We start from the raw sequence: 19,084 nt of genomic DNA, 5'->3' as shown, positions 1-19,084 counted from the left end.
TGCGATAGAATGTATACATGATGAAAATGAGGAAAATCAGATCGATCAAATAGATGGAGGTTGTTCACATGTCCGAAGTGAAAAAGATTGCGATTATTGCCGGTGACGGAATCGGCCCAGAAGTGGTAGCAGAAGCGGAGAAAGTATTGAAACGTACAGAAGAATTGTTCGGGTACAAGTTCGAAACCGAGCACGGTCTGTTCGGAGGGATTGCGATTGATGAGAAAGGTACACCGTTACCGCAAGAGACGCTTGAAATTTGTCAAAAGGCTGATGCTGTATTGCTTGGCGCTGTTGGTGGACCAAAATGGGATAACAACCCGAAAGAGCTTCGTCCAGAGACAGGGTTGCTCGGTATTCGTAAGGCACTCGGCTTATTCTCGAACATCCGCCCTGCGAACGTATTCGATTGCTTGAAAGAAGCATCGACTTTGAAACCAGAAGTGCTCGAAGGTACGGACTTGATCGTTGTTCGTGAATTGACAGGCGGTATTTATTTCGGTGAGAAATTCCGTCGGGATACAGAGAATGGACAAGAAGCGGTTGATACATGTGCTTACAGCGAAAAAGAAGTTGAACGTATTGCGCGTCAAGGTTTCGAAATCGCTCAAAAGCGCCGCAAAAAATTGGCTTCAGTTGATAAAGCGAACGTTCTCGAGACATCCCGCCTATGGCGTGAAGTGGTGAATCGGATTGCACCAGAGTATCCAGATGTTGAGCTAGAGCACGTACTTGTCGATAACTGTGCCATGCAATTGCTTCGCCGCCCATCGAGCTTTGATGTTATCGTAACAGAGAACATGTTCGGAGACATTATCAGTGATGAAGCAGCGATGTTAACAGGATCGATTGGCATGTTGTCTTCTGCATCACTTGGCGAAGGAAGCTTCGGATTGTACGAACCGGTACACGGTTCCGCACCGGATATTGCTGGCCAAGGCATCTCGAACCCGATCGCAACGATCCTCTCTGTTGCACTCATGTTCCGTCTCACATTCGGTTATGAAGATGCAGCGCAATCGATTGAAAATGCGGTTAAAAATGTTCTTGATGCGGGACATCGTACAGGCGACATTGCAGTCGATAAGAGCAAGGCAATCGGAACGACAGCAATGGGCGATTTGATCATCGCAGCGATGGAGAAAGTCAGCGTCGCAGTATAGTGTTCACAAAATAGCCATCCAATTTATAATGATTCTAAATTAGTAACTGCTTTAATCTTGACTTTCAAATAGGCGAATGATAACATCTTACTTGTGAGTTATTTACTTTGAGAGTAACAACATTTCATAGATTCAGAGGAGGATTTTTATCATGGCAGAACGTTTAGTTGGAAGACCAGCTCCAGAGTTTAACATGGAGACAGCAACAGGAGATGGACAAAAATTCGGAGCGGCATCACTGAATGACTACCGCGGCAAATGGTTAGTATTCTTCTTCTACCCACTTGACTTCACATTCGTGTGCCCAACTGAAATTACAGCACTTAGCGATGCGGCTCCTGAGTTCAAGAAACTTAACACTGAAATTCTTGGTGTAAGTATCGACTCCGTACACAGCCACAAAGCATGGATCAACGCTCCAAAAGAAGCTGGCGGTTTGGGTCAAATTAACTTCCCACTTGCTTCCGACATCACGAAGAACGTTGCTCGTGACTACGGCGTATTGATCGAAGAAGAAGGTATCGCGCTTCGCGGCTTGTTCATTATCGATCCAGAAGGCGAATTGAAATACCAAGTGGTTAACCACAACGATGTAGGTCGCAGCGTTGAAGAGACACTTCGTGTACTTCAAGCACTACAATCTGGTGGTCTTTGCCCGATCAACTGGAAACCAGGCGACAAAAACCTATAATATAAGGTAACTTAAATATCACCTTTCCATCACGATGCCTTTTCAGGATGCATTGTCGGCGTCGAATCTTGCATTCACCCATCGAACTCCGTTGCTCATTTAGGTATCCCTAAACTCCGCTACTCGTTCTTCGGGTTCATGCAACCTTCTCGGTGCTGAAAAGTCGATATTTAACCTTCATTTGAATTTAAGTTCAAAAGAATTAAACCCTCGCGGGTGCCGAGTATCTCGGCCCATCGCGAGGGTTTTTGGTTTTTTAAAACCTTTAAAACCTTTAAAACCTTTAAAACCTACAATACCTTGAATACCTTCTACACCTTCGACAGCTCCTCATACCGCTGCAAATACTCGATCACGGTCGACACGAACGTCGCGTGCGACCATGTTAATGGCGCGACGGAGAGGGGGGTGCCGTTGAACGGGTCTACCTGCTCCGGCAGCATGCCGCTCTCCATACTGTGCTCTACGACCCACATCAGTGTCCTTCGAGGGATGGATAAATCCGCAAGGCTGCGGGCATTGGCAATATCGAATTTGGCAAACCAAAGGGTGCAAATGATCCATGGATTTCCAGGAACCTGTTCCAAGTTACTGCTCTTCTGGAAGTAATAATCGTGGTAGTAACGTGCAATACCACCTACACCGGTCTTCACGGATAATTGGTTTCGAAGCGCATTCATGGTGCGCTGCACACGCTCATCCGTTGCGGGGAAGACGCCGAATTCGAATAAGGCGAAGATGCTGCTCTCCGGGGTCAAATCCTGTTGCCATTCTCCATCTTTCCGATATAATCCGCGCACATACCGACCTAATTCTTCGTTCCATAAATGTCTTTTCATTCCTTGCTTCATGGATTCCGCCGCTTCTTGGTACTTAATCGAACGTTTGTCATCCCCGAATAATTTGGCGAAGTTCGCTGCTGCTGATAAGCCGCCATAGACCGCAGCAGAGGTAAAAGTGAAGATGCCGTACCGTTCTTCCCAGAGGTCATAACTTGGCTTCGGCAGCTGCAATTCCTCTTCGACAAATGTATATAAGAAGTTGGCTGCGCGTCGGATTAAGGTCCGATAGAGCGATTGCGGCAGTTCAATATCTCCATTGCGCACATAATCCTGCCATAGTGTATATAAGACAAGGGCCGTCTCATCTTCTTGAATCGGCAGCTGCTGTTTGCCATCATGGATGTAAGGATGCCAGCTGGATCCGACGGTTCCGTCCGGATTGTACTTGTGATGCAGGTAGCCCTCAGGTGCTAACGCCTTAGCACAGAAATGGAAGAAAGGAACGATCATGCCGTGATATCCGGCCATCGACATGGCATGGGCGACGAGTGCGCCGTCGCGCGGCCACATGTAGCTGTAATGATCACGGTTAAATTGCATAATATCGGTGTCATTTGCTGCGATGATCGCACCATTCGCATCGGTCTGGGTCCGGACAATGAGCAGACTATGCTTGAATAGCTTCTCAATCGCTACACCGAGATCCGCATATTGACGATCGGATTTATTGGCCCAACGCTGCCAGTAGATAGTAATACGGTCCAGCAAATTACCAGGCCCACTATCCCGTACATACGTATCCAGCTTCTTCACTTCTTCGAGGGAGGGCCCAGCAGAGAACCAATAATATCCAAAAATACTACTGCGCGAGGGGACAATCCCCTTAACGCTGATCACGCTGTCAACGGAGCCCTGTGCGATTGGATTCCCAGATAAATCGCCATCTTCGGCATCGCGGAAGGTTCCCTCTGCTTGATGAAAACGTTTGGTCCCTGTCGAGAATTGGTGGATCCCATCCTGATCGAAGCGGGCGTTAAACATGAAATACCGGTCTTTTTTATAATGATAAATCGTGTGATTCGAAGGGTAATAAACTGCTGTATCGCCAACCTCGGTCTCATTGATGATCAGGTCTTGATGAAAAAAGATACGGACCTCGCGATCCGTATAGGCATGATTGTGGACTTCGATTCTTTTCAAATAAATGGCGTCTCGTTGATGAATGCCATCATTCATGGTTAGGGTAATGCCGAGCCGATCATGGATCGCTGTAACCTGGGTAACAAGAGAATCTTCGAGGTAGGAGAGATGAAAATTCCATTCCGGGTCACTAAGCCAGCTGAATTGCCCATCCACATAACATCCGATATGGCAGCGATAACCTCCAACATGATTTAGCTGACCGACGTAAGGATAGAATATATCGCGAATACAGCCGTACTGATCCAGGTTTATGAGAAATTTACCGTTTCCTACGACGAGGTGTCTAGGCACGTCATCACTTCCTTAGGGGCGAATTCGTTCTAACAAGTTGGTTGCAATAATTCGAGATCATTCGTTCCGCATTCGTCTCAGATGAAGCATGTGCGATGATGCGGAATAGGGGCTCATCATGATCCGGCAGAATAATAACCCAGCCTTCTTCCGTCATCACTTTAATGCCGTCGATGAGTTCTGTTGCTTGATGTTTGGTAGCTTTGAGGATTTGGCGCATCATAGAGCCTTTCTCATGCCATGCGCATGGAATGACTTCTTTGGCGGTATAAAAGTATGGAATTTGTGATATTAGTTCTTCAAGCGTTATGGATTCCGTCATCATCGCTTGGATGATGAGGCTAACCGCATAGATGTCATCCAGCAATGGGTTGAAGAGAAAGTCTCGACTTGATTCGAGTAAGGCGCGATTATTTTCCTTCGTACGCACAAGAGACAGTGGAGTGTCTAGGACAAGCGATTCTACGATTTGCGGAGCACTCACGGGAACCCCTAGACTGAAGGATTTATTTAATTTGCTGGTAGCGAGAATTTTAAGCGCTAGCAGTTGTTCATCGCTAATCCGTGTCCCATCGCGAAGTACAAGGTGAAGTCCTTGCCCGTTGCGTCCAAGCTGAATTCCAAAATCTGCATTTGTCTGCATCACTGTATCGATCAGCTCTTCTTCATATCCTTTGGCCCCGTTATGATGCAGAATGATGCGATGGCCTAGAATAAGACTTGCGAACCGTTCGATAAAGGAGCCGTGATCATGCGGATCGTATTGCAGAACGGCAAATACGGGATGCGGCAGTACAGCAATAGCAGAGAGATCTCTGACGAGTTTCTGCATATAGTCGGTCTCTGCATAATTGTACTGGCGATATTCGCCGATCTGATTGACATGTCCGCGAATGAAATCTTCCTGCCAGAAGGCATTCTCAATTTTCCGTTCGAGACTTTTGGCAAGCGGAAGCCCTTGACTATCGAGCAGTTCAATCAACAAATGATCTTGGCCTTGCACATCGATCATTCGCATATGAACAGCACCGTTCAACTGCATCGTCTGAACGCTATTACGGCAGACAGCTGTCGTCCCTGCTCCCAGATCAAGGACATGAATGCCTGCGGCTTGCAGCCCGGCAGCGAATGCAATTTTCATCATGGAGGCGAAGGGATGCGTCGAGCTGCAGAGACCCACGGTGGTCGTAGGCGACAGAATGGAGCCGAAGGCTGCTGCCAGTTTGCCAGCGAATTCGGGTGTCATCTCTGAATTCGGAATCCCATAGACCCCTTTGCCTCGGAAGAGCTGATGCATCGTCTGTTCCCCCCAGATGATGGAGGTATGCACTTTACTGCTTGGTAGGATCACTTTATTCGGCCATAGCTTAACATTGGATTTCACCGTTACTTCAGGTCCAAGTGTGCATCCTGACCCGATAACGGCATTCTCTTGCATCCGCGTACGTTGACCGATCAAGTTCCGATCGCAGACAAGTGCGCTTTGCAACTCGCAGTCCGGTCCAATCTGATTGTTATCCCACAGAATGGTCCGATCGATATGTGTCCCTTGTAGGATTTGATTGCTGCTGCCGATGATGGAATATTCACCGATAACGGTCCCAGGTGAAATGATGCTGTGTGCACCGATATAAACGGGGCCTATATAGGTTACGCGATCCGTTAAGGTTGTGTGATTTTCTACGAAGATTCCTGGAGCAATTTCATCGGCGGCAATATGTACTTGCACCTTGCGGTCTAGCATATCGAATTGTGTCTCGCGGTATTGCTGGAGATTTCCGATATCGGACCAGTATCCTTCGGCGATATAGCCATATAAGGGGGCATGTTTCTCGAGTAGGAGCGGGAAGAGCTGCATACTGAAGTCATAGACCTGATGAGCTGGAATCAGCTCGAAAATGTCAGGCTCGAGAATATAAATTCCTGTATTGACAGTGTCGCTGAACACTTCGCTCCAATTGGGCTTCTCTAGGAATCGCGTAATTCGTCCTTCCTGATTGGTCATAACAACGCCATATTCGAGCGGTGTATCAACCTCGGTTAAGACGATGGTTGCGATCGATTCGCGTTCCTGGTGGAAGGCAACGGCATCATCCAAGTTGAAGTCGGTCAGCGCATCGCCGCTGATGACGATAAATGTCTCATCTAGGAAGGCGGAAGCATTGCGTACACTGCCTGCAGTCCCTAGAGGCTCGGTCTCTTCAAAATAGTGCAGATTCACGCCAAATTCCGATCCATCGCCGAAATAATCGCGAATCACATCCGGCAAATACTGCACCGTAACGGCAATTTCGGTAATGTTATGCTTCTTCAGCAGCTCAATAATGTATTCCATACAAGGCCGGTTCAAGAGAGGTACCATCGGCTTCGGGGTCTGCATGGTTAAAGGACGCAGACGCGTGCCTTTACCGCCTGCCATAATCACTGCTTTCATCGCATAATCACTCCTTCATACACTTGTTTGGTAGAGACGGCGATTGATTTCCAATCGTAGCGTTGTTCCACTTTGCGAAGCGCGTTCACTGCCATGTTATCCGCAATATCTGGGTGCAGCAGCACTTCAGTTACATGCCAGGCGAGTGATTCGACATGGCCGGGCAAGGCTTTGTACCCATCCACGCCATGCTCAATAATCTCTGCTAGCCCACCCGTATCGGAGACGACAACGGGGGTACCACTCTGCATCGCTTCAAGGGCAACAATACCAAAAGGTTCATAGAGACTTGGGAAGACGCAGACATCTGCAAGCTGTAACAGGTCGTTACGCGTATCATCGTGAATGAAGCCTGTGAAAGTAACATGGGAAGTAAGTTCAAGTCGCGCGGCGAGAGCTTCTAGCTCAGCCTTCATCGGACCTGTCCCTGCAATAATCAGCTTGGCATTCGGGACAGACGAATGAACATGAGGCAGTGCTTTAATTAAGATGTGGATGCCTTTTTCATAGACTAATCGGCCGATATAGAACAAGATTTTCTCATGTGGCGCGGCATATTGTAATCGAAGGTTAGCGTGATGGTACTCGGATAAGTTCTGTTCGAATGATGCAATTTCGACCCCGTTCGGAATCATAGATACTTTGGATGGAGGGAGTGTGAATAGGGATTGTACTTCACTGACCATGGCGTTGCTGCATACGATGACTTGATCCGCGATGGCTGTGAGATCGGTCTCCATCTGATGGATACGACGCTGAACATCGTGTTCAATGATGCCGTGATTGCGGCCATATTCGGTTGCGTGAATGGTTGCAATCAGCGGCGTCCGGGCATAATCCTTCAGATCTTTGGCTGTGTAGTGGACAAGCCAGTCATGCGCATGGATGAAATCAAACCGATGACCGCTCTCCATGAGTAGAACAGCGTAATCGCTCATAGCCAAATTTAACTGAAAGACCCAATCCATGAAGTCGATTGGCGTCGTGGTCTGTAGGACATTCACACGATGGACGTGAATGCCGTTCATCTGTTCATACGAAGGACTGCCCTGCACGGACCTTGTTATGACATGGACTTCAATCCGTTGATCGACAAGATAACGAGATAAATCGAATACCGCTTTGGCAAGCCCGCCAATCACGAGCGGCGGAAATTCCCAGGCGAGCATCAGCACTTTACGATAGCGCCAGGTGGATCTGGCATCCATGGCATAAGCATCCGGCAGCAGCATAGGCGGCGGACTGGATAGGGATGATGTAAAGAGTTCATAGTGCACGGAAGCAAGACATGCCGCATGGTGTTCCATACGTTCGAGATGTTCCAAATCGTAGAATCGATGCTCTATCATATCGTTAAGCTCGTGGAACTGTTTCAGGTGATGCTCCGTGCGTGCGGCGGCATACGTTGGAACCGTCTTTGCATCCATAATAAAAGCCCAGTCACTGCTCTGCGCGAGCATTAATTCACGAATCGATTGATTCAATATTCGTTCAGCGACAGCGGTATGCCCCCATAGGTTTGTGCTATGATGCTGCATCGTATGTAGTAATCGATCTTCAGCTTGGTGCAACAATCGATAAATCCAATCATTTTCTTGCCCAAGCCATACTTCGGCATATCCATTTCTTCCCCAGCTGCAGAAGGGGATATCCACCTGTTCTGATACCGGGTATTCACGCAAGTAGTCTTCTGGTGTAATAAAAGCAAACGTACCTTGCTGGTTCCGAGGATTACGGAATAGTGCTTCGATCCATAATGGGCCTTCATACCACCAATGACCGAATAATTCAGCATCATAGGGACTCACGATGAGCGGTTTACGATCACACTGTGATTGGTAGCTCTTAATCTGTTGTTCTCGGCAATAGAGGAAATGATCTGCATGTTCTGCTGCTTTGTGCTGAGCCCACACCGGGTTATAAGGCTTCTTCTCTTGCTCGTTTTCGCTGATTCGATAATATTTCACACCAGTATGTATCCGTGCTCCGTTCGAGAGAACATAAGGTTTAATATATTCCCATTCCTCGGCATCACCCCAACCAAGGTCATAGCCAATATCGCGATAATATTCCCGATAATCAGGGTCACCTGGATATCCTTCGCGACTGCTCCAGACTTGACGCGATGATTCAGGATCTCTGGCAAACGCATGAATGCCGTCCACTGTCATCACAGGTGCTGCTAGCCCGCGAGACGGCTTCGGCGAAGCATGTTCAATACCGTGAGAATCAACAACAAAATATTGCAGTCCCGCGGTCTGCAAGAGTGGTGATAATTCAGCCGTATAGGCGCATTCAGGCAACCAGATGCCCCGAGGTGGCCGGCCAAAATGGCGTTCATATTCAAGTACACCGACCATCAGTTGTGCCTTGATCGATACCTCATGTTTCAAGAAAGGCAGAAAAGCATGGGTGGCTGAACAAGTCATAATGTCTATGCAGCCAACATCTTGATAATAGCGGAATTTGGCAATAATCTGACGACCACACAACTTATAATAATCGTAAAGCTCGGTCCATATTTGGGTATACATGGCCGCAAGCGCAGCGAATTCGGGATTACTCTGATTCCGTTCTTGTTCAAGTTCGGACAGTTGAATGTGCTGCATCAGATAAGCTTCATATCGCTCGGACATGAGTGGATCTTCCATCATCGCAAGTAGAGGTGGTGAGAGTGATAGTGTAATTCGGAATGGGATATGATCGCGATGCAGCCGATCGAACATGAGCAGCAGCGGGAGATAAGTCTCCGTCATCGCTTCGAAAAACCAACGTTCTTCCATAACATCATCTCGGTCTGCGTGACGAACATAAGGTAAGTGCGCATGAAGAATAAGAGAGAGATAACCTTGGGTACTCAAATTCATGTATGAACTCCTTCTTTGAAATGATAGACAGAATAGGTTGAGAATTCATGATACGGGGATGTATTCTCCAAGGTGGCGCCTTGGTTCATCGATGGATGCTGCGCATGCATATGTTCAGACAGAGGGTGTCCTTGCTCGATTGTCGCTGCCCGATTTCTTGGCGTTCTCACGGTATTTCCACGGAGCAATGGAACGAACTGATGGTAAATGTTATATGTTCCAAAGTCCGCGGTATACGATCTAGCAGGTGTGAGATCGTGAAAATACCAGGATCTTGCATCTTCCACCGATTGATCCGTATATTTTGCGGCATCGTGCGAAATACTAGAGAGGGAGCCATTATTTTCATAGAGTCGAATAATTTTGGGCATGGAGGCCCAATCGGTGTGATAATGGCGCGTTACAGCCGTGATGGTACGCTCAGAAATTTCCCAATATGCATAGAGGGTGGTCGGGCTCACAACCATGAGTTGCAGCACGTTGTGATGATATGCAGGGAGTATTGGAGCATGTTCCGATTCTGACATAGCGACCTCCTTTTACGCTGGAATCGTGGGTTACATCATTCATTTCGCACTCACCATGAACTGGATGAAGTCGTCATAACGGTTCTCGGATTGAACTAAGGAATCGTAGATGTCCTTGGTTACGGAAGTGAAAGATTTAATCTCACCGTTATGATATTGGGCATGCAGCTCATGGGTGCTGTCATTGTACAGCAGATAGCTAATCTGCTTGGAACAAATCGGAATGATGAAGGACAATGGTTTTCCCTCCTTATTTTCGCAATTGTCTTTCATCTATATGTCGCTGAAAATGGGTTTATAACTTTCACAAGAAGAAATGACTTCGTTGTCCTTATATGGAACGATAAGCATTTCTTCGGAAATATAAGAACAATTTATCGTTGAAACGGATAAGCTCTTATATTTTAAAAAAAGGAATTCTAACGGTGTATCGCGAATATGATTGTAAGCACACACAAGAAAACGCTTACCGCGAAGTGCAGCTTGACTTTGTTATATAGCTCCTGTGACATGGGCGAATGGAAATATTCATTGCAGAGGATTCCACAAGGAATATTTGTAAGAGGAGGATGTCAAAATGAGTTTTTGTTGCGGCGCGAGTATGATGGGAACGAAGGGAACTTTGAAGCATTTTCAAACCCAGATTCACAACGTACCTCTTCTGTTCTGTCCGGTCTGTTATCGGGTTGAAGTGCATCACATGGTGGAGAATGAATATGAAATATTAGCTGAATATGCTCATGGTGACGGGGCAGATGAGGTGGATTTCCGAGATTATGTGGTTGAAGAAGAGAAGGACATGTACGAAAATTGTGTCAATTCGGAACATGAGGATCCACTGGAAGTGGTGAAGACACAGATTGACATGGCGCTTGATCTGTTGACGGTCGCAGGGCATTTGAATGATACAGCGTGGCAGATGCAGCTGAAGAAACGGCTCGCGGTTATGAGTCATCGGAAGCAGCGGCTATTGCAGAAGAACAAATCTTAATCGAATTTATCATCGTTCATTTAAATCTTACCTGCGAGGTAAGATTTTTTTTGTGATACGCTAAAACTACCTCTAATTCGACAGGATCTATGGTTGACCAATTTGCCATTTTTTTACTATGATGGTGATAAAGTTGCATTTTTAGCTAAGGGAGGTATAGCTTTGGCGGTAGATCTTCGGAACCACGTATATGAGAATGCACTCCAGCAGTTGGATAGCGGCGTATTATTATTCGATTCGGGTGGGACATTATGTTTCACCAATCAGGAATTGCTACGTTTACTCGAAATATCTGAGGATACGCTGCAAGGTTATTCGCTCAAGCAGTTGATGCGTCATCCGACGCTCAAGCGAGAGTTCCGGTCGATGATCGTTCAAGTGACCAAAGCCGTGCTCAGGCACAAGCTGACCCGGTATGAACTCATGGATGTGAGCAACCGGCACTGGCTTATCACGATCACGAACTCCGTTCGTATGGGTGGGTATTGCATGCTTACGATCAAAGACGTCTCAGTATATAAGGATGTCGAACAGACGACGTATCAGCAGGACAAGCTGGTCATGTTAGGACAGATTTCTGCGGCGATTGCGCATGAAATTCGGAATCCGCTTACAGCCATTCGAGGGTTTATCCAATTATTGAAGCCCTATTTGATGGCGATCGGGAAGGAAGAATATACGCGCATTATACTAACGGAAATCGACCGCGCCAATGATATTATTTATGAATTTCTTAATTCGTCCAAGCCTACGAAACCAGAGAAATCCTGTATGGGAATTCATTCGCTGCTTCGTGAGGTCATCATGCTGATAGAGAGTGAGGCGTTGATGCGTGGATGTCAGATTCAAGTACTGGAGGAATCGATTACGGATTGGCAAGTAGCGATTGATGTGAAGCAGATGAAGCAAGTCATGCTGAATCTGATGAAAAATTCGATGGATGCGATCTGTGAATCCGGGAAGCAAGTGCCAGGTCTTATTGAGCTTGTGGTGAAGAACACCGGTGAACAGTTGAAAATTATGATTCGGGATAATGGCAAAGGGATGAGCAAGCTCGCGCAGAAGAAGCTGTTCGAACCGTTCTATACGACCAAGCCGTCAGGTACTGGATTAGGTCTGTCGGTTAGTGAGCGGATTATCAAAAATCACGGCGGTTCAATACAGGTGGATAGTCAAGTTGGTGTCGGGACTGAATTCATACTTACGCTGCCAGTGGCTCAATGTGCAATTTGAGGTAGTTTAAAGTAAAAAGGCTTTTATGAGGGAGAATGGAATTGTACCTTATAAAAGCCTTTTTCAATACGAAATCTTCGTCCGATCATGGAAAATAAACGAAAGTCGGCAGACAAATTGCCGCCTTTTTTGTTGCGAATATACAGCGTATAATCGATTACTGGGCATAATTGTGAATATAATGAAGCATAAACGATGAAGGACTGGTGATCAGACAACTATGAAAACAACGATACGGTGTGATGCGATGACCGGGTTAGCAAGTGCGCAGACGGAAGTCATCATCTGGCCAATCCGCAAAGAACAGTTGAAGTCGGGAAGCATTCATCCGGATTTGGATGCGCTATTGCAGGCGACTGCAGCCCAAGGCTTATTCGAAGCCAAACCCAATCAGATCTATTCGATGCCGGTCGGCGGCGCTTTCCAACTCAAGACGGTGATGCTCGTGGGACTTGGAAGTCGTGAGTTGCAACCGGATGTGCTGAGGCGAGCTGCGCAGGCTGCAGGCAGAGCGGTCATAAAGTTGAAGTCAGCATCTGTTGCTTGGATCGTACCTGCTGTACACGAGGTCATTGTGACCGATCGACCTTCTTATACATGTGCTCGTGCACTGACTGAAGGATTCTTGCACGGTGCATATCGGATGAAGAAATATCACCGGGACCAACCTAAATATCAGGGTGTATCGGAATTGATCTATCTACGTGAATCTGCAGGCTTGGAAGACGCTACGAAAGACTGGATGGATGGTGTACGCACAGGGCAGATCGTTGCAGAAGCGACGAATATGGCTCGAGATTTGACGAACGTGCCAGGCAATATCCTCGTGCCGAAGCTGCTTGCTGAAGAAGCGGTGGCCATTGCGAACGCACATCAGCTTGAAGTCGATATTCTGGATGAGCAGCAGATTGCAGACCTTGGGATGGGCGGATTGCTCGCAGTCGGGCAAGGCAGTGCGAATCCTCCTCGCATGATCGTGCTCAAATACCACGGCGCAGACGACGCAGAGGATGTATTCGGTCTTGTCGGCAAAGGCATTACCTTTGATACAGGTGGGATATCGCTGAAGAAAGCCTCAGGGATGGAAGAGATGATTAGCGATATGGGCGGTTCGGCTGTTGTCCTTGGCGTCATGCAGGCGATTGCGCAGCTGCGTCCTCGAATAAATGTCATTGCAGTGATCCCATCGGCAGAGAATATGCCATCATCGAGTGCTTTTAAACCCGGGGATATCGTGAAGACACTCAGCGGACGTACCATTGAGATTCTGAATACGGATGCAGAGGGTCGTGTTGTTCTTGCAGACGGCATGACCTATGCAAAGCAGCTTGGGGCGACCAAGCTCATCGATGTGGCGACGCTTACAGGTGCGGTGCTCGTTGCGCTAGGCGATGTGGCAACCGGCGCGGTAACGAATGATGAGACGTTCTTACAGGAATTCATCGCTGCTTCCAGACGGACGGGCGAGAAGGTGTGGCAATTGCCTGCATACGACGAGTTCTGGGATATGCTAAAAAGCGATGTTGCCGATTTGCGTAATAGCACGGGTTCACACGGTGCGACGATTACGGCGGGCTTATTCATTGGCACATTTGCGGAAGGACTCCCGTGGATTCACTTGGATACAGGCGGTACGGCATTTCTGATGCGTGATCGTGGGATTGATAGCAAAGGGGCTACAGGGGAGATGGTCCGTACCATTACGGAGCTCTTCATGTCACAGGAAGATCAATAATAACAAGAAGGGAGAAAGAGCCGCATTCTGGGCTCATTCTCCCTTTCACCATTTTATTGCTTGATGTCCTCGGACTCTGGGCGTATTGATGAAGAACATTGGTTCATATGACAGGATTTATGCTGTGAGCAAGAAGCACATGCGCCTTGTCTGCTCTTGCGGAAATATCGGTATAATGTCCATGCGGCGTAACCGACGATGACCGAAATAATTAGAACATCCACCATATTCGAATCGCTCCTTCAAGTGATATTAATATCTATGTCAAGCCGATCCATAGCCCGATTTGATAGATCAGAACGCTGACCGTGTAAGCAAGCACGAGTCCGTAAGCAATAGAGAATAAGGTCCATCGCATCGAAGCTGTTTCTTTTCGAATGACACCGACTGTAGCAAGGCATGGGACATACAGAAGAATAAAGGCCATGAAACTGTAAGCTTGCAGTGGTGAGAACGCGTGCTTGATCTGTGTCTCTAAGCCTGACATATCCGGCGTATGATAGATGATGTTCATGGTGGAGACGACGACTTCTTTGGCCATAAACCCTGTCAATAGAGATGCTCCCGCTTGCCAAGTGCCGAATCCAAGAGGTGCAAGAATAGGAGCGAATAGGCCCCCAATCCATGCAAGGAAGCTATGATCCATGTCGACGCCGAACCCACTGGGTCCCGCATAGGATAAGAACCAGATCACGACCGATCCCCCGAGAATGAATGTACCGGCTTTACGAATGAAGCCTTTCCCTTTTTCCCACGTGTTACGCAGCAAGGAGCGGGCTTGGGGCATGCGGTAGGGCGGAATCTCGATGACGAAGATCGACTTCTCCCCTGTATAGAATAAATGCGTGAACAACTTGGCTAAGACTAATGCCATGACGATGCCAAGCAGATATAACGAGAAGACGACGACCGCTTTGTTGCTGATAAAAAATGCACCAGCGAACAGACTATAGACCGGCAGCCTTGCCGAACAAGACATGAGCGGGGTGAGCAGCGTCGTAACAAGCCGTTCCTTCGGCTGCTCGATCGATCTCGCAGCCATCACCGCCGGCACATTGCAGCCAAATCCAATAATAAAAGGAATAAAGGCTTTGCCGTTGAGTCCTACCATCTCCATGACGCGATCCATCACAAGGGTCACGCGAGCCATGTATCCGGAGTCTTCAACCAATGAAATTAAGAAGAACAGCATGAAAATTTGTGGGACGAAGACGAGAACACCGCCTACGCCAGCAATAATCCCATCGACGATCAATGCATGGGTGAACTCGGAAGCACCAACGGCTGTCAGCGCTTGATTTACTAGGTCACTGATCGGGCCGCCAATGAATCCGTCCAATATATCGGAGAGGGGCTGACCGAACCAGTCGAAAGTTAGCTTGAATAGCAGGAACATAAAGGCAAGGAAGATAGGCAGACCTAGCCATTTATGCGTTATGATCGCGTCGATCCGCTCGGTTAGCGTATGGGCCTCAGATTGCTTTATGTCTACGCATTGCTCCATAAGCTGTCGAATAAAGCCCATTCGCACACTGCGGATGAATTGCGGCAGGTGCAGGCCTTCTCCCGATGCACGAAGAGACTCTTCGGCCTGTTCGTAGATAGCCCGCAATGGTTCTATCGACATGATGCTGGTCAGCTTATCGATAACAACCGGGTTATTCTCGAGAAATTGCAAGCTTAACCAGCGAGGATTCGGCAACTCCTCTTGTTGAGGGAGCGCGCGGATACAAGCCGTTATTGCTTGTTCGACAATGGATCCATATGAAATTTGGAACTGACTTACAGGCAGGTTCGGCTCCGATAAATGACTCAGCATTTGATTTGTGCCTTGTCCCGTACGTGCGACAATCGGTAGAACAGGGACCTGCAGAAGGTCGGATAATTTATCCGTATCGACATGAATGCCGCGTGCCTTAGCGACATCAATCATGTTTAATCCGATGAGAAAGGGCTTGTTATATTCAAGCAGCTGTACAGTGAGATAGAAATTTCTTTCGAGCTGAGAGCTGTCGATGATATTCAACACGGCATCCGGCGATTCAGTAAGTAGAAAATTCGCAGCAACACCTTCGTCACTGGACACCGGATGTAAGGAATAGATGCCGGGAAGGTCTACGAGTTGGCCCTGTTTGTTCCGCAGCAGCCCTACCTTCTTTTCGACCGTCACACCAGACCAGTTACCGACATATTCGTAGGACTTCGTGAGGGTGTTGAACAATGAGGTTTTCCCGGTATTCGGATTACCAGCTAAAGCAATCGTTCTCATACCAAGATCACCTCGATTTTCTTCGCTTCTTGTTTGCGGATACCGAACATCTGCCCGTTCGATTCGCAAGTGATTGGCCCGCCGAAAGGCGCTTTCCGTTTCATGTGGATCTCTGATCCAATGGTAATGCCCAAATCGAGCAGCCTCCTGCTTACGAGGATATGGAGATCGGCACAGCTATGAATGCGCACGGTTGAACCTGGGGCAACGCTGGCTAGGTTTACAATTGCTTGGCTGTTCATCGAAAGTCACCCTTGTTTATTATAGTAATTGAGAATAGTTATCATTGTGAACATTTTCACTATAACATGTTTGCCGGAGAATGAACATCCTTTTTTTTGGCGAATTTGCGTCGAAACCCTGAGGAAATTGCCGAAAATCCTTTTGATTTACCACACTAATTCAAGTAGAATGGAAGGAAATGAAAAAGAGGATCAAAGGAGACAAGCTTAATGAAGACAAATCATTGTAAAATCGTCGATTGTACCATTCGTGATGGCGGCCTAGTGAATAATTGGGACTTCAGCATCGAATTCGTTCAGAATCTATATGCTGGATTGAATGAAGCAGGCGTTGATTATATGGAAATCGGCTACAAGAACTCCCCGAAATTATTAAAAGGTGCCGATGAAGTCGGACCTTGGCGTTTCCTAAATGATGATTTCCTTCGTAAAGTCATCCCGCAAAAAGGAAATACGAAATTATCAGCCCTCGTCGATATCGGTCGCGTGGATGAGAACGACATTCTACCTCGCAGCGAGAGCATGCTGGATCTAATCCGTGTTGCATGCTACAGCAAAGACGTCGATAAAGCGCTTGATTTGGTGCAGAAATTCCATGATCTTGGCTATGAGACGACGCTGAACATTATGGCCTTGTCGAATGTTATGGAGCATGAGCTGCTCGAAGCGTTCGAGATGATAAGGGAAAGTGTCGTGGATGTTGTCTATATCGTCGATTCCTATGGCAGCCTGGATCATAACGATATCGAACATCTCGTTGAGAAGTTCAAGCTGCATTTGCCGAACAAACGTCTTGGCGTGCATACGCACAACAATATGCAATTGGCATTCTCCAATTCGCTCATTGCTGCGGAGCTAGGCGTTGAATTGCTTGATGCGTCGGTATACGGTATGGGCCGTGCCGCTGGGAACTGCCCGACAGAGCTTCTTGTAACGCATCTGAAGCACAGCAAGTATTCCTTGCGTCCGGTCCTTGATATCATTGAGCGCTACATGGTTCCGCTTCGTGAGCGTGAAGAGTGGGGCTATATCATTCCTTACATGATCACGGGAACATTGGACGAGCATCCGCGCTCTGCGATGGCGCTTCGTGCATCGGATGATAAAGATAAGGCTGTTGATTTCTATGACCGCCTAACGACTCCGGAAACGGCAATCACAAAACCTAAATCATAAAACGAAAGCCATGCTACTCGTAAACATACGAGTTCATGGCTTTTCTTACCACAATAGAAAGTATAAGTTTTCGGCATCCGAAAACAGCTTTCTTATTGGCGATAAAACCTACCTTTGACCGCGGTCGCTCATCTTCGAAATAAGCCTCGATAGAGGTTTTCTCATGCCCAATTGTATATTGAAATTGAAACAAACTTCCATCCTTCTGCGTCTAGTGCGTATCTCAGATTCATCAAGAAATGAGGGATAACTTTTGCGACGATACATGTTCATAATTACTATATGTTGTGCGTTCTTGTCAGCTTCGGCGTGCAGTTCCAACCCAGGGGCTAGCCCGAATAACGTCTCTTCGACGCCAATCGTAACGCCGTCCAAGGAAATATCGAAAGACAACGAGACGAAGCCACAAGAGAGGCTGGAAGCTTTGCTGCAGAAGGAATTGTCGCAGACGAAGGATGCAGCTGATGCTGTGGGCTTAACGGAGCGCTACATGAAAGGGGTAACGACAGAACAAGCGGATCAAATGTTCATGCTGCTTGAAGGTTTCTATGGAGCTCATCTGCAAGAGGCTGAGGCACAGGTGAGCAATGCTGAAGTACAGCAGAAGCTGGTAAAATTAACGCTACCGATCACCTTGGAACAAGCTTCGCAATGGAAGGATGCTGCTCTGAAGGATCTATTATCTAATCTACTGAAGGGGAAATATAAGCTGGAATCCGCGGAAGGGATGATCTTCCCTGTCGTGGATTACGAAGCCTTGAAGTCTTTCCAACCGAATGTATCGAAACCAATGCAAGACTATATCACATTAATGGCGGACGACTCAAATCGACCAACTTCTAAGGATGCGGGCCTCGTTATTCCTCGGGAAGAGCTGATCCAGAGAACACTGCATGCAGAGAAGTATCTGACTTCTTATCCAGATTCCCCTCGATATGACCGGATCAAGCAGCTGTATTTGAATGAACTGCACATGATCTTGTTCGGGTTGGATAATACGCCGACATACGATTGGGAGACGTTCAAGATTCAGACGGAAGTGAAGACAGAATTGAAGAAGCTCGCACAGGATCAGGGGAGCACGGTCACTGGAGAGATGGTCAAGGAATTCCTCGCCGTATTAGAGAAGACGAAGGATCAATTGTTTGTGAAGAAGCAAGGGGAGCAGAAGGATGTTGCAGAGGTTCGCTCCTTTTTGGATCAGATGGAACAGGGTGTAGATACCTTGATCAGAGGAAGAACGACGGAAGGCTGATAGGAGGATCCGTCAAGGATAACGAACGTCAGGCTTACTGTTTTTTGGTGTCTGATTTTCTATAATCAAGTTGTATGGAGAATAAATATCACTGTTGATTTTGGCAGTGGTATTTTTTCGGAATAAGGACATCCGTTTTCATGTTCTTATTATTTGAGAAACACAATATATTAAAAGCGCATGATGGCAACTGGTATATTTACAACATTTTTACTGTTCGAAAGT

General features: G+C 47.2%; 15 protein-coding genes. 7 read left to right on the top strand and 8 right to left on the bottom strand.

Going from position 1 to position 19,084, the window contains the following annotated elements; all coding sequences use genetic code 11:
• Positions 1–68: 68 nt before the first annotated feature.
• Together leuB and C558_RS0110675 are read left to right on the top strand one after the other, a co-directional pair.
• Positions 69–1,163, top strand: a complete 1,095-nt coding sequence (gene leuB / locus C558_RS0110680) for a 3-isopropylmalate dehydrogenase (protein ID WP_018756257.1) — start codon at positions 69–71, stop codon at positions 1,161–1,163.
• Between the two features lie 151 nt (positions 1,164–1,314).
• The gene (locus C558_RS0110675; RefSeq protein ID WP_018756256.1) at positions 1,315–1,854 is read left to right on the top strand and encodes a peroxiredoxin; all 540 of its coding nucleotides are present in this window, start codon (positions 1,315–1,317) and stop codon (positions 1,852–1,854) included.
• 311 nt (positions 1,855–2,165) lie between these two features.
• On the opposite strand, the gene C558_RS0110670 is transcribed toward C558_RS0110675, so the two are convergent.
• The 5 genes from C558_RS0110670 to C558_RS0110650 are packed head-to-tail and all read right to left on the bottom strand — an operon-like array spanning position 2,166 to position 10,195.
• A complete protein-coding gene (locus tag C558_RS0110670) occupies positions 2,166–4,130 on the bottom strand; it encodes a glycoside hydrolase family 15 protein (RefSeq protein WP_018756255.1) in 1,965 nt (654 codons plus the stop codon).
• Between the two features lie 4 nt (positions 4,131–4,134).
• Positions 4,135–6,564, bottom strand: a complete 2,430-nt coding sequence (locus tag C558_RS0110665; protein WP_018756254.1) for a sugar phosphate nucleotidyltransferase — start codon at positions 6,562–6,564, stop codon at positions 4,135–4,137.
• Positions 6,561–9,431 (bottom strand): 1,4-alpha-glucan branching protein domain-containing protein, encoded by a 2,871-nt coding sequence (locus tag C558_RS0110660; RefSeq protein WP_018756253.1) that lies wholly within the window; start codon positions 9,429–9,431, stop codon positions 6,561–6,563. Before C558_RS0110660 ends, C558_RS0110665 begins: the two co-directional genes overlap by 4 nt.
• A complete protein-coding gene (locus tag C558_RS0110655) occupies positions 9,428–9,958 on the bottom strand; it encodes a DUF4912 domain-containing protein (RefSeq protein ID WP_018756252.1) in 531 nt (176 codons plus the stop codon). Before C558_RS0110655 ends, C558_RS0110660 begins: the two co-directional genes overlap by 4 nt.
• A 39-nt stretch (positions 9,959–9,997) precedes the next feature.
• Complete coding sequence (locus tag C558_RS0110650; RefSeq protein WP_018756251.1) at positions 9,998–10,195, bottom strand: KTSC domain-containing protein; 198 nt, start codon at positions 10,193–10,195, stop codon at positions 9,998–10,000.
• Between the two features lie 340 nt (positions 10,196–10,535).
• On the opposite strand from C558_RS0110650, the gene C558_RS0110645 reads away from it, so the two are divergent.
• The 3 genes from C558_RS0110645 (at position 10,536) to C558_RS0110635 (ending at position 13,917) form a co-directional block, all read left to right on the top strand.
• Positions 10,536–10,949: a hypothetical protein gene (locus tag C558_RS0110645; protein WP_018756250.1), complete on the top strand. Its 414-nt coding sequence runs from the start codon at positions 10,536–10,538 to the stop codon at positions 10,947–10,949.
• 162 nt (positions 10,950–11,111) lie between these two features.
• Positions 11,112–12,182, top strand: coding sequence for a two-component system sensor histidine kinase NtrB (locus C558_RS0110640; RefSeq protein ID WP_018756249.1), 1,071 nt, complete (start codon positions 11,112–11,114; stop codon positions 12,180–12,182).
• 220 nt (positions 12,183–12,402) lie between these two features.
• Positions 12,403–13,917: a leucyl aminopeptidase gene (locus C558_RS0110635; protein ID WP_018756248.1), complete on the top strand. Its 1,515-nt coding sequence runs from the start codon at positions 12,403–12,405 to the stop codon at positions 13,915–13,917.
• A 53-nt stretch (positions 13,918–13,970) separates the two neighbouring features.
• On the opposite strand, the gene C558_RS33115 is transcribed toward C558_RS0110635, so the two are convergent.
• From C558_RS33115 to C558_RS33110, 3 genes are read right to left on the bottom strand one after another with little or no spacing between them, the layout of a single operon-like run.
• Positions 13,971–14,144, bottom strand: a complete 174-nt coding sequence (locus C558_RS33115) for a FeoB-associated Cys-rich membrane protein (protein ID WP_083927146.1) — start codon at positions 14,142–14,144, stop codon at positions 13,971–13,973.
• A 32-nt stretch (positions 14,145–14,176) separates the two neighbouring features.
• Positions 14,177–16,186 carry a ferrous iron transport protein B gene (feoB, locus tag C558_RS0110630; RefSeq protein ID WP_018756247.1) on the bottom strand — a complete coding sequence of 670 codons (2,010 nt, stop codon included), beginning with the start codon at positions 16,184–16,186 and terminating at the stop codon, positions 14,177–14,179.
• Complete coding sequence (locus C558_RS33110) at positions 16,183–16,428, bottom strand: FeoA family protein (protein WP_040674701.1); 246 nt, start codon at positions 16,426–16,428, stop codon at positions 16,183–16,185. The genes feoB and C558_RS33110 overlap by 4 nt, the downstream gene beginning before the upstream one ends.
• Before the next feature lie 210 nt (positions 16,429–16,638).
• Here C558_RS33110 and C558_RS0110620 point away from each other — a divergent pair, with 210 nt between their 5' ends.
• Both C558_RS0110620 and C558_RS0110610 read left to right on the top strand, forming a co-directional pair.
• Entirely contained in the window at positions 16,639–17,604 is a 966-nt protein-coding gene (locus C558_RS0110620; RefSeq protein WP_018756245.1) for an aldolase catalytic domain-containing protein, read from the top strand.
• Between the two features lie 265 nt (positions 17,605–17,869).
• Positions 17,870–18,859 (top strand): hypothetical protein, encoded by a 990-nt coding sequence (locus C558_RS0110610; RefSeq protein WP_156826061.1) that lies wholly within the window; start codon positions 17,870–17,872, stop codon positions 18,857–18,859.
• Positions 18,860–19,084: the final 225 nt, after the last annotated feature.

This window comes from Paenibacillus terrigena DSM 21567 (assembly GCF_000374845.1).
Taxonomy (GTDB): Bacteria; Bacillota; Bacilli; order Paenibacillales; family Paenibacillaceae; genus Paenibacillus_K; species Paenibacillus_K terrigena.
This window is presented reverse-complemented; position numbering and strand designations above follow the sequence as displayed.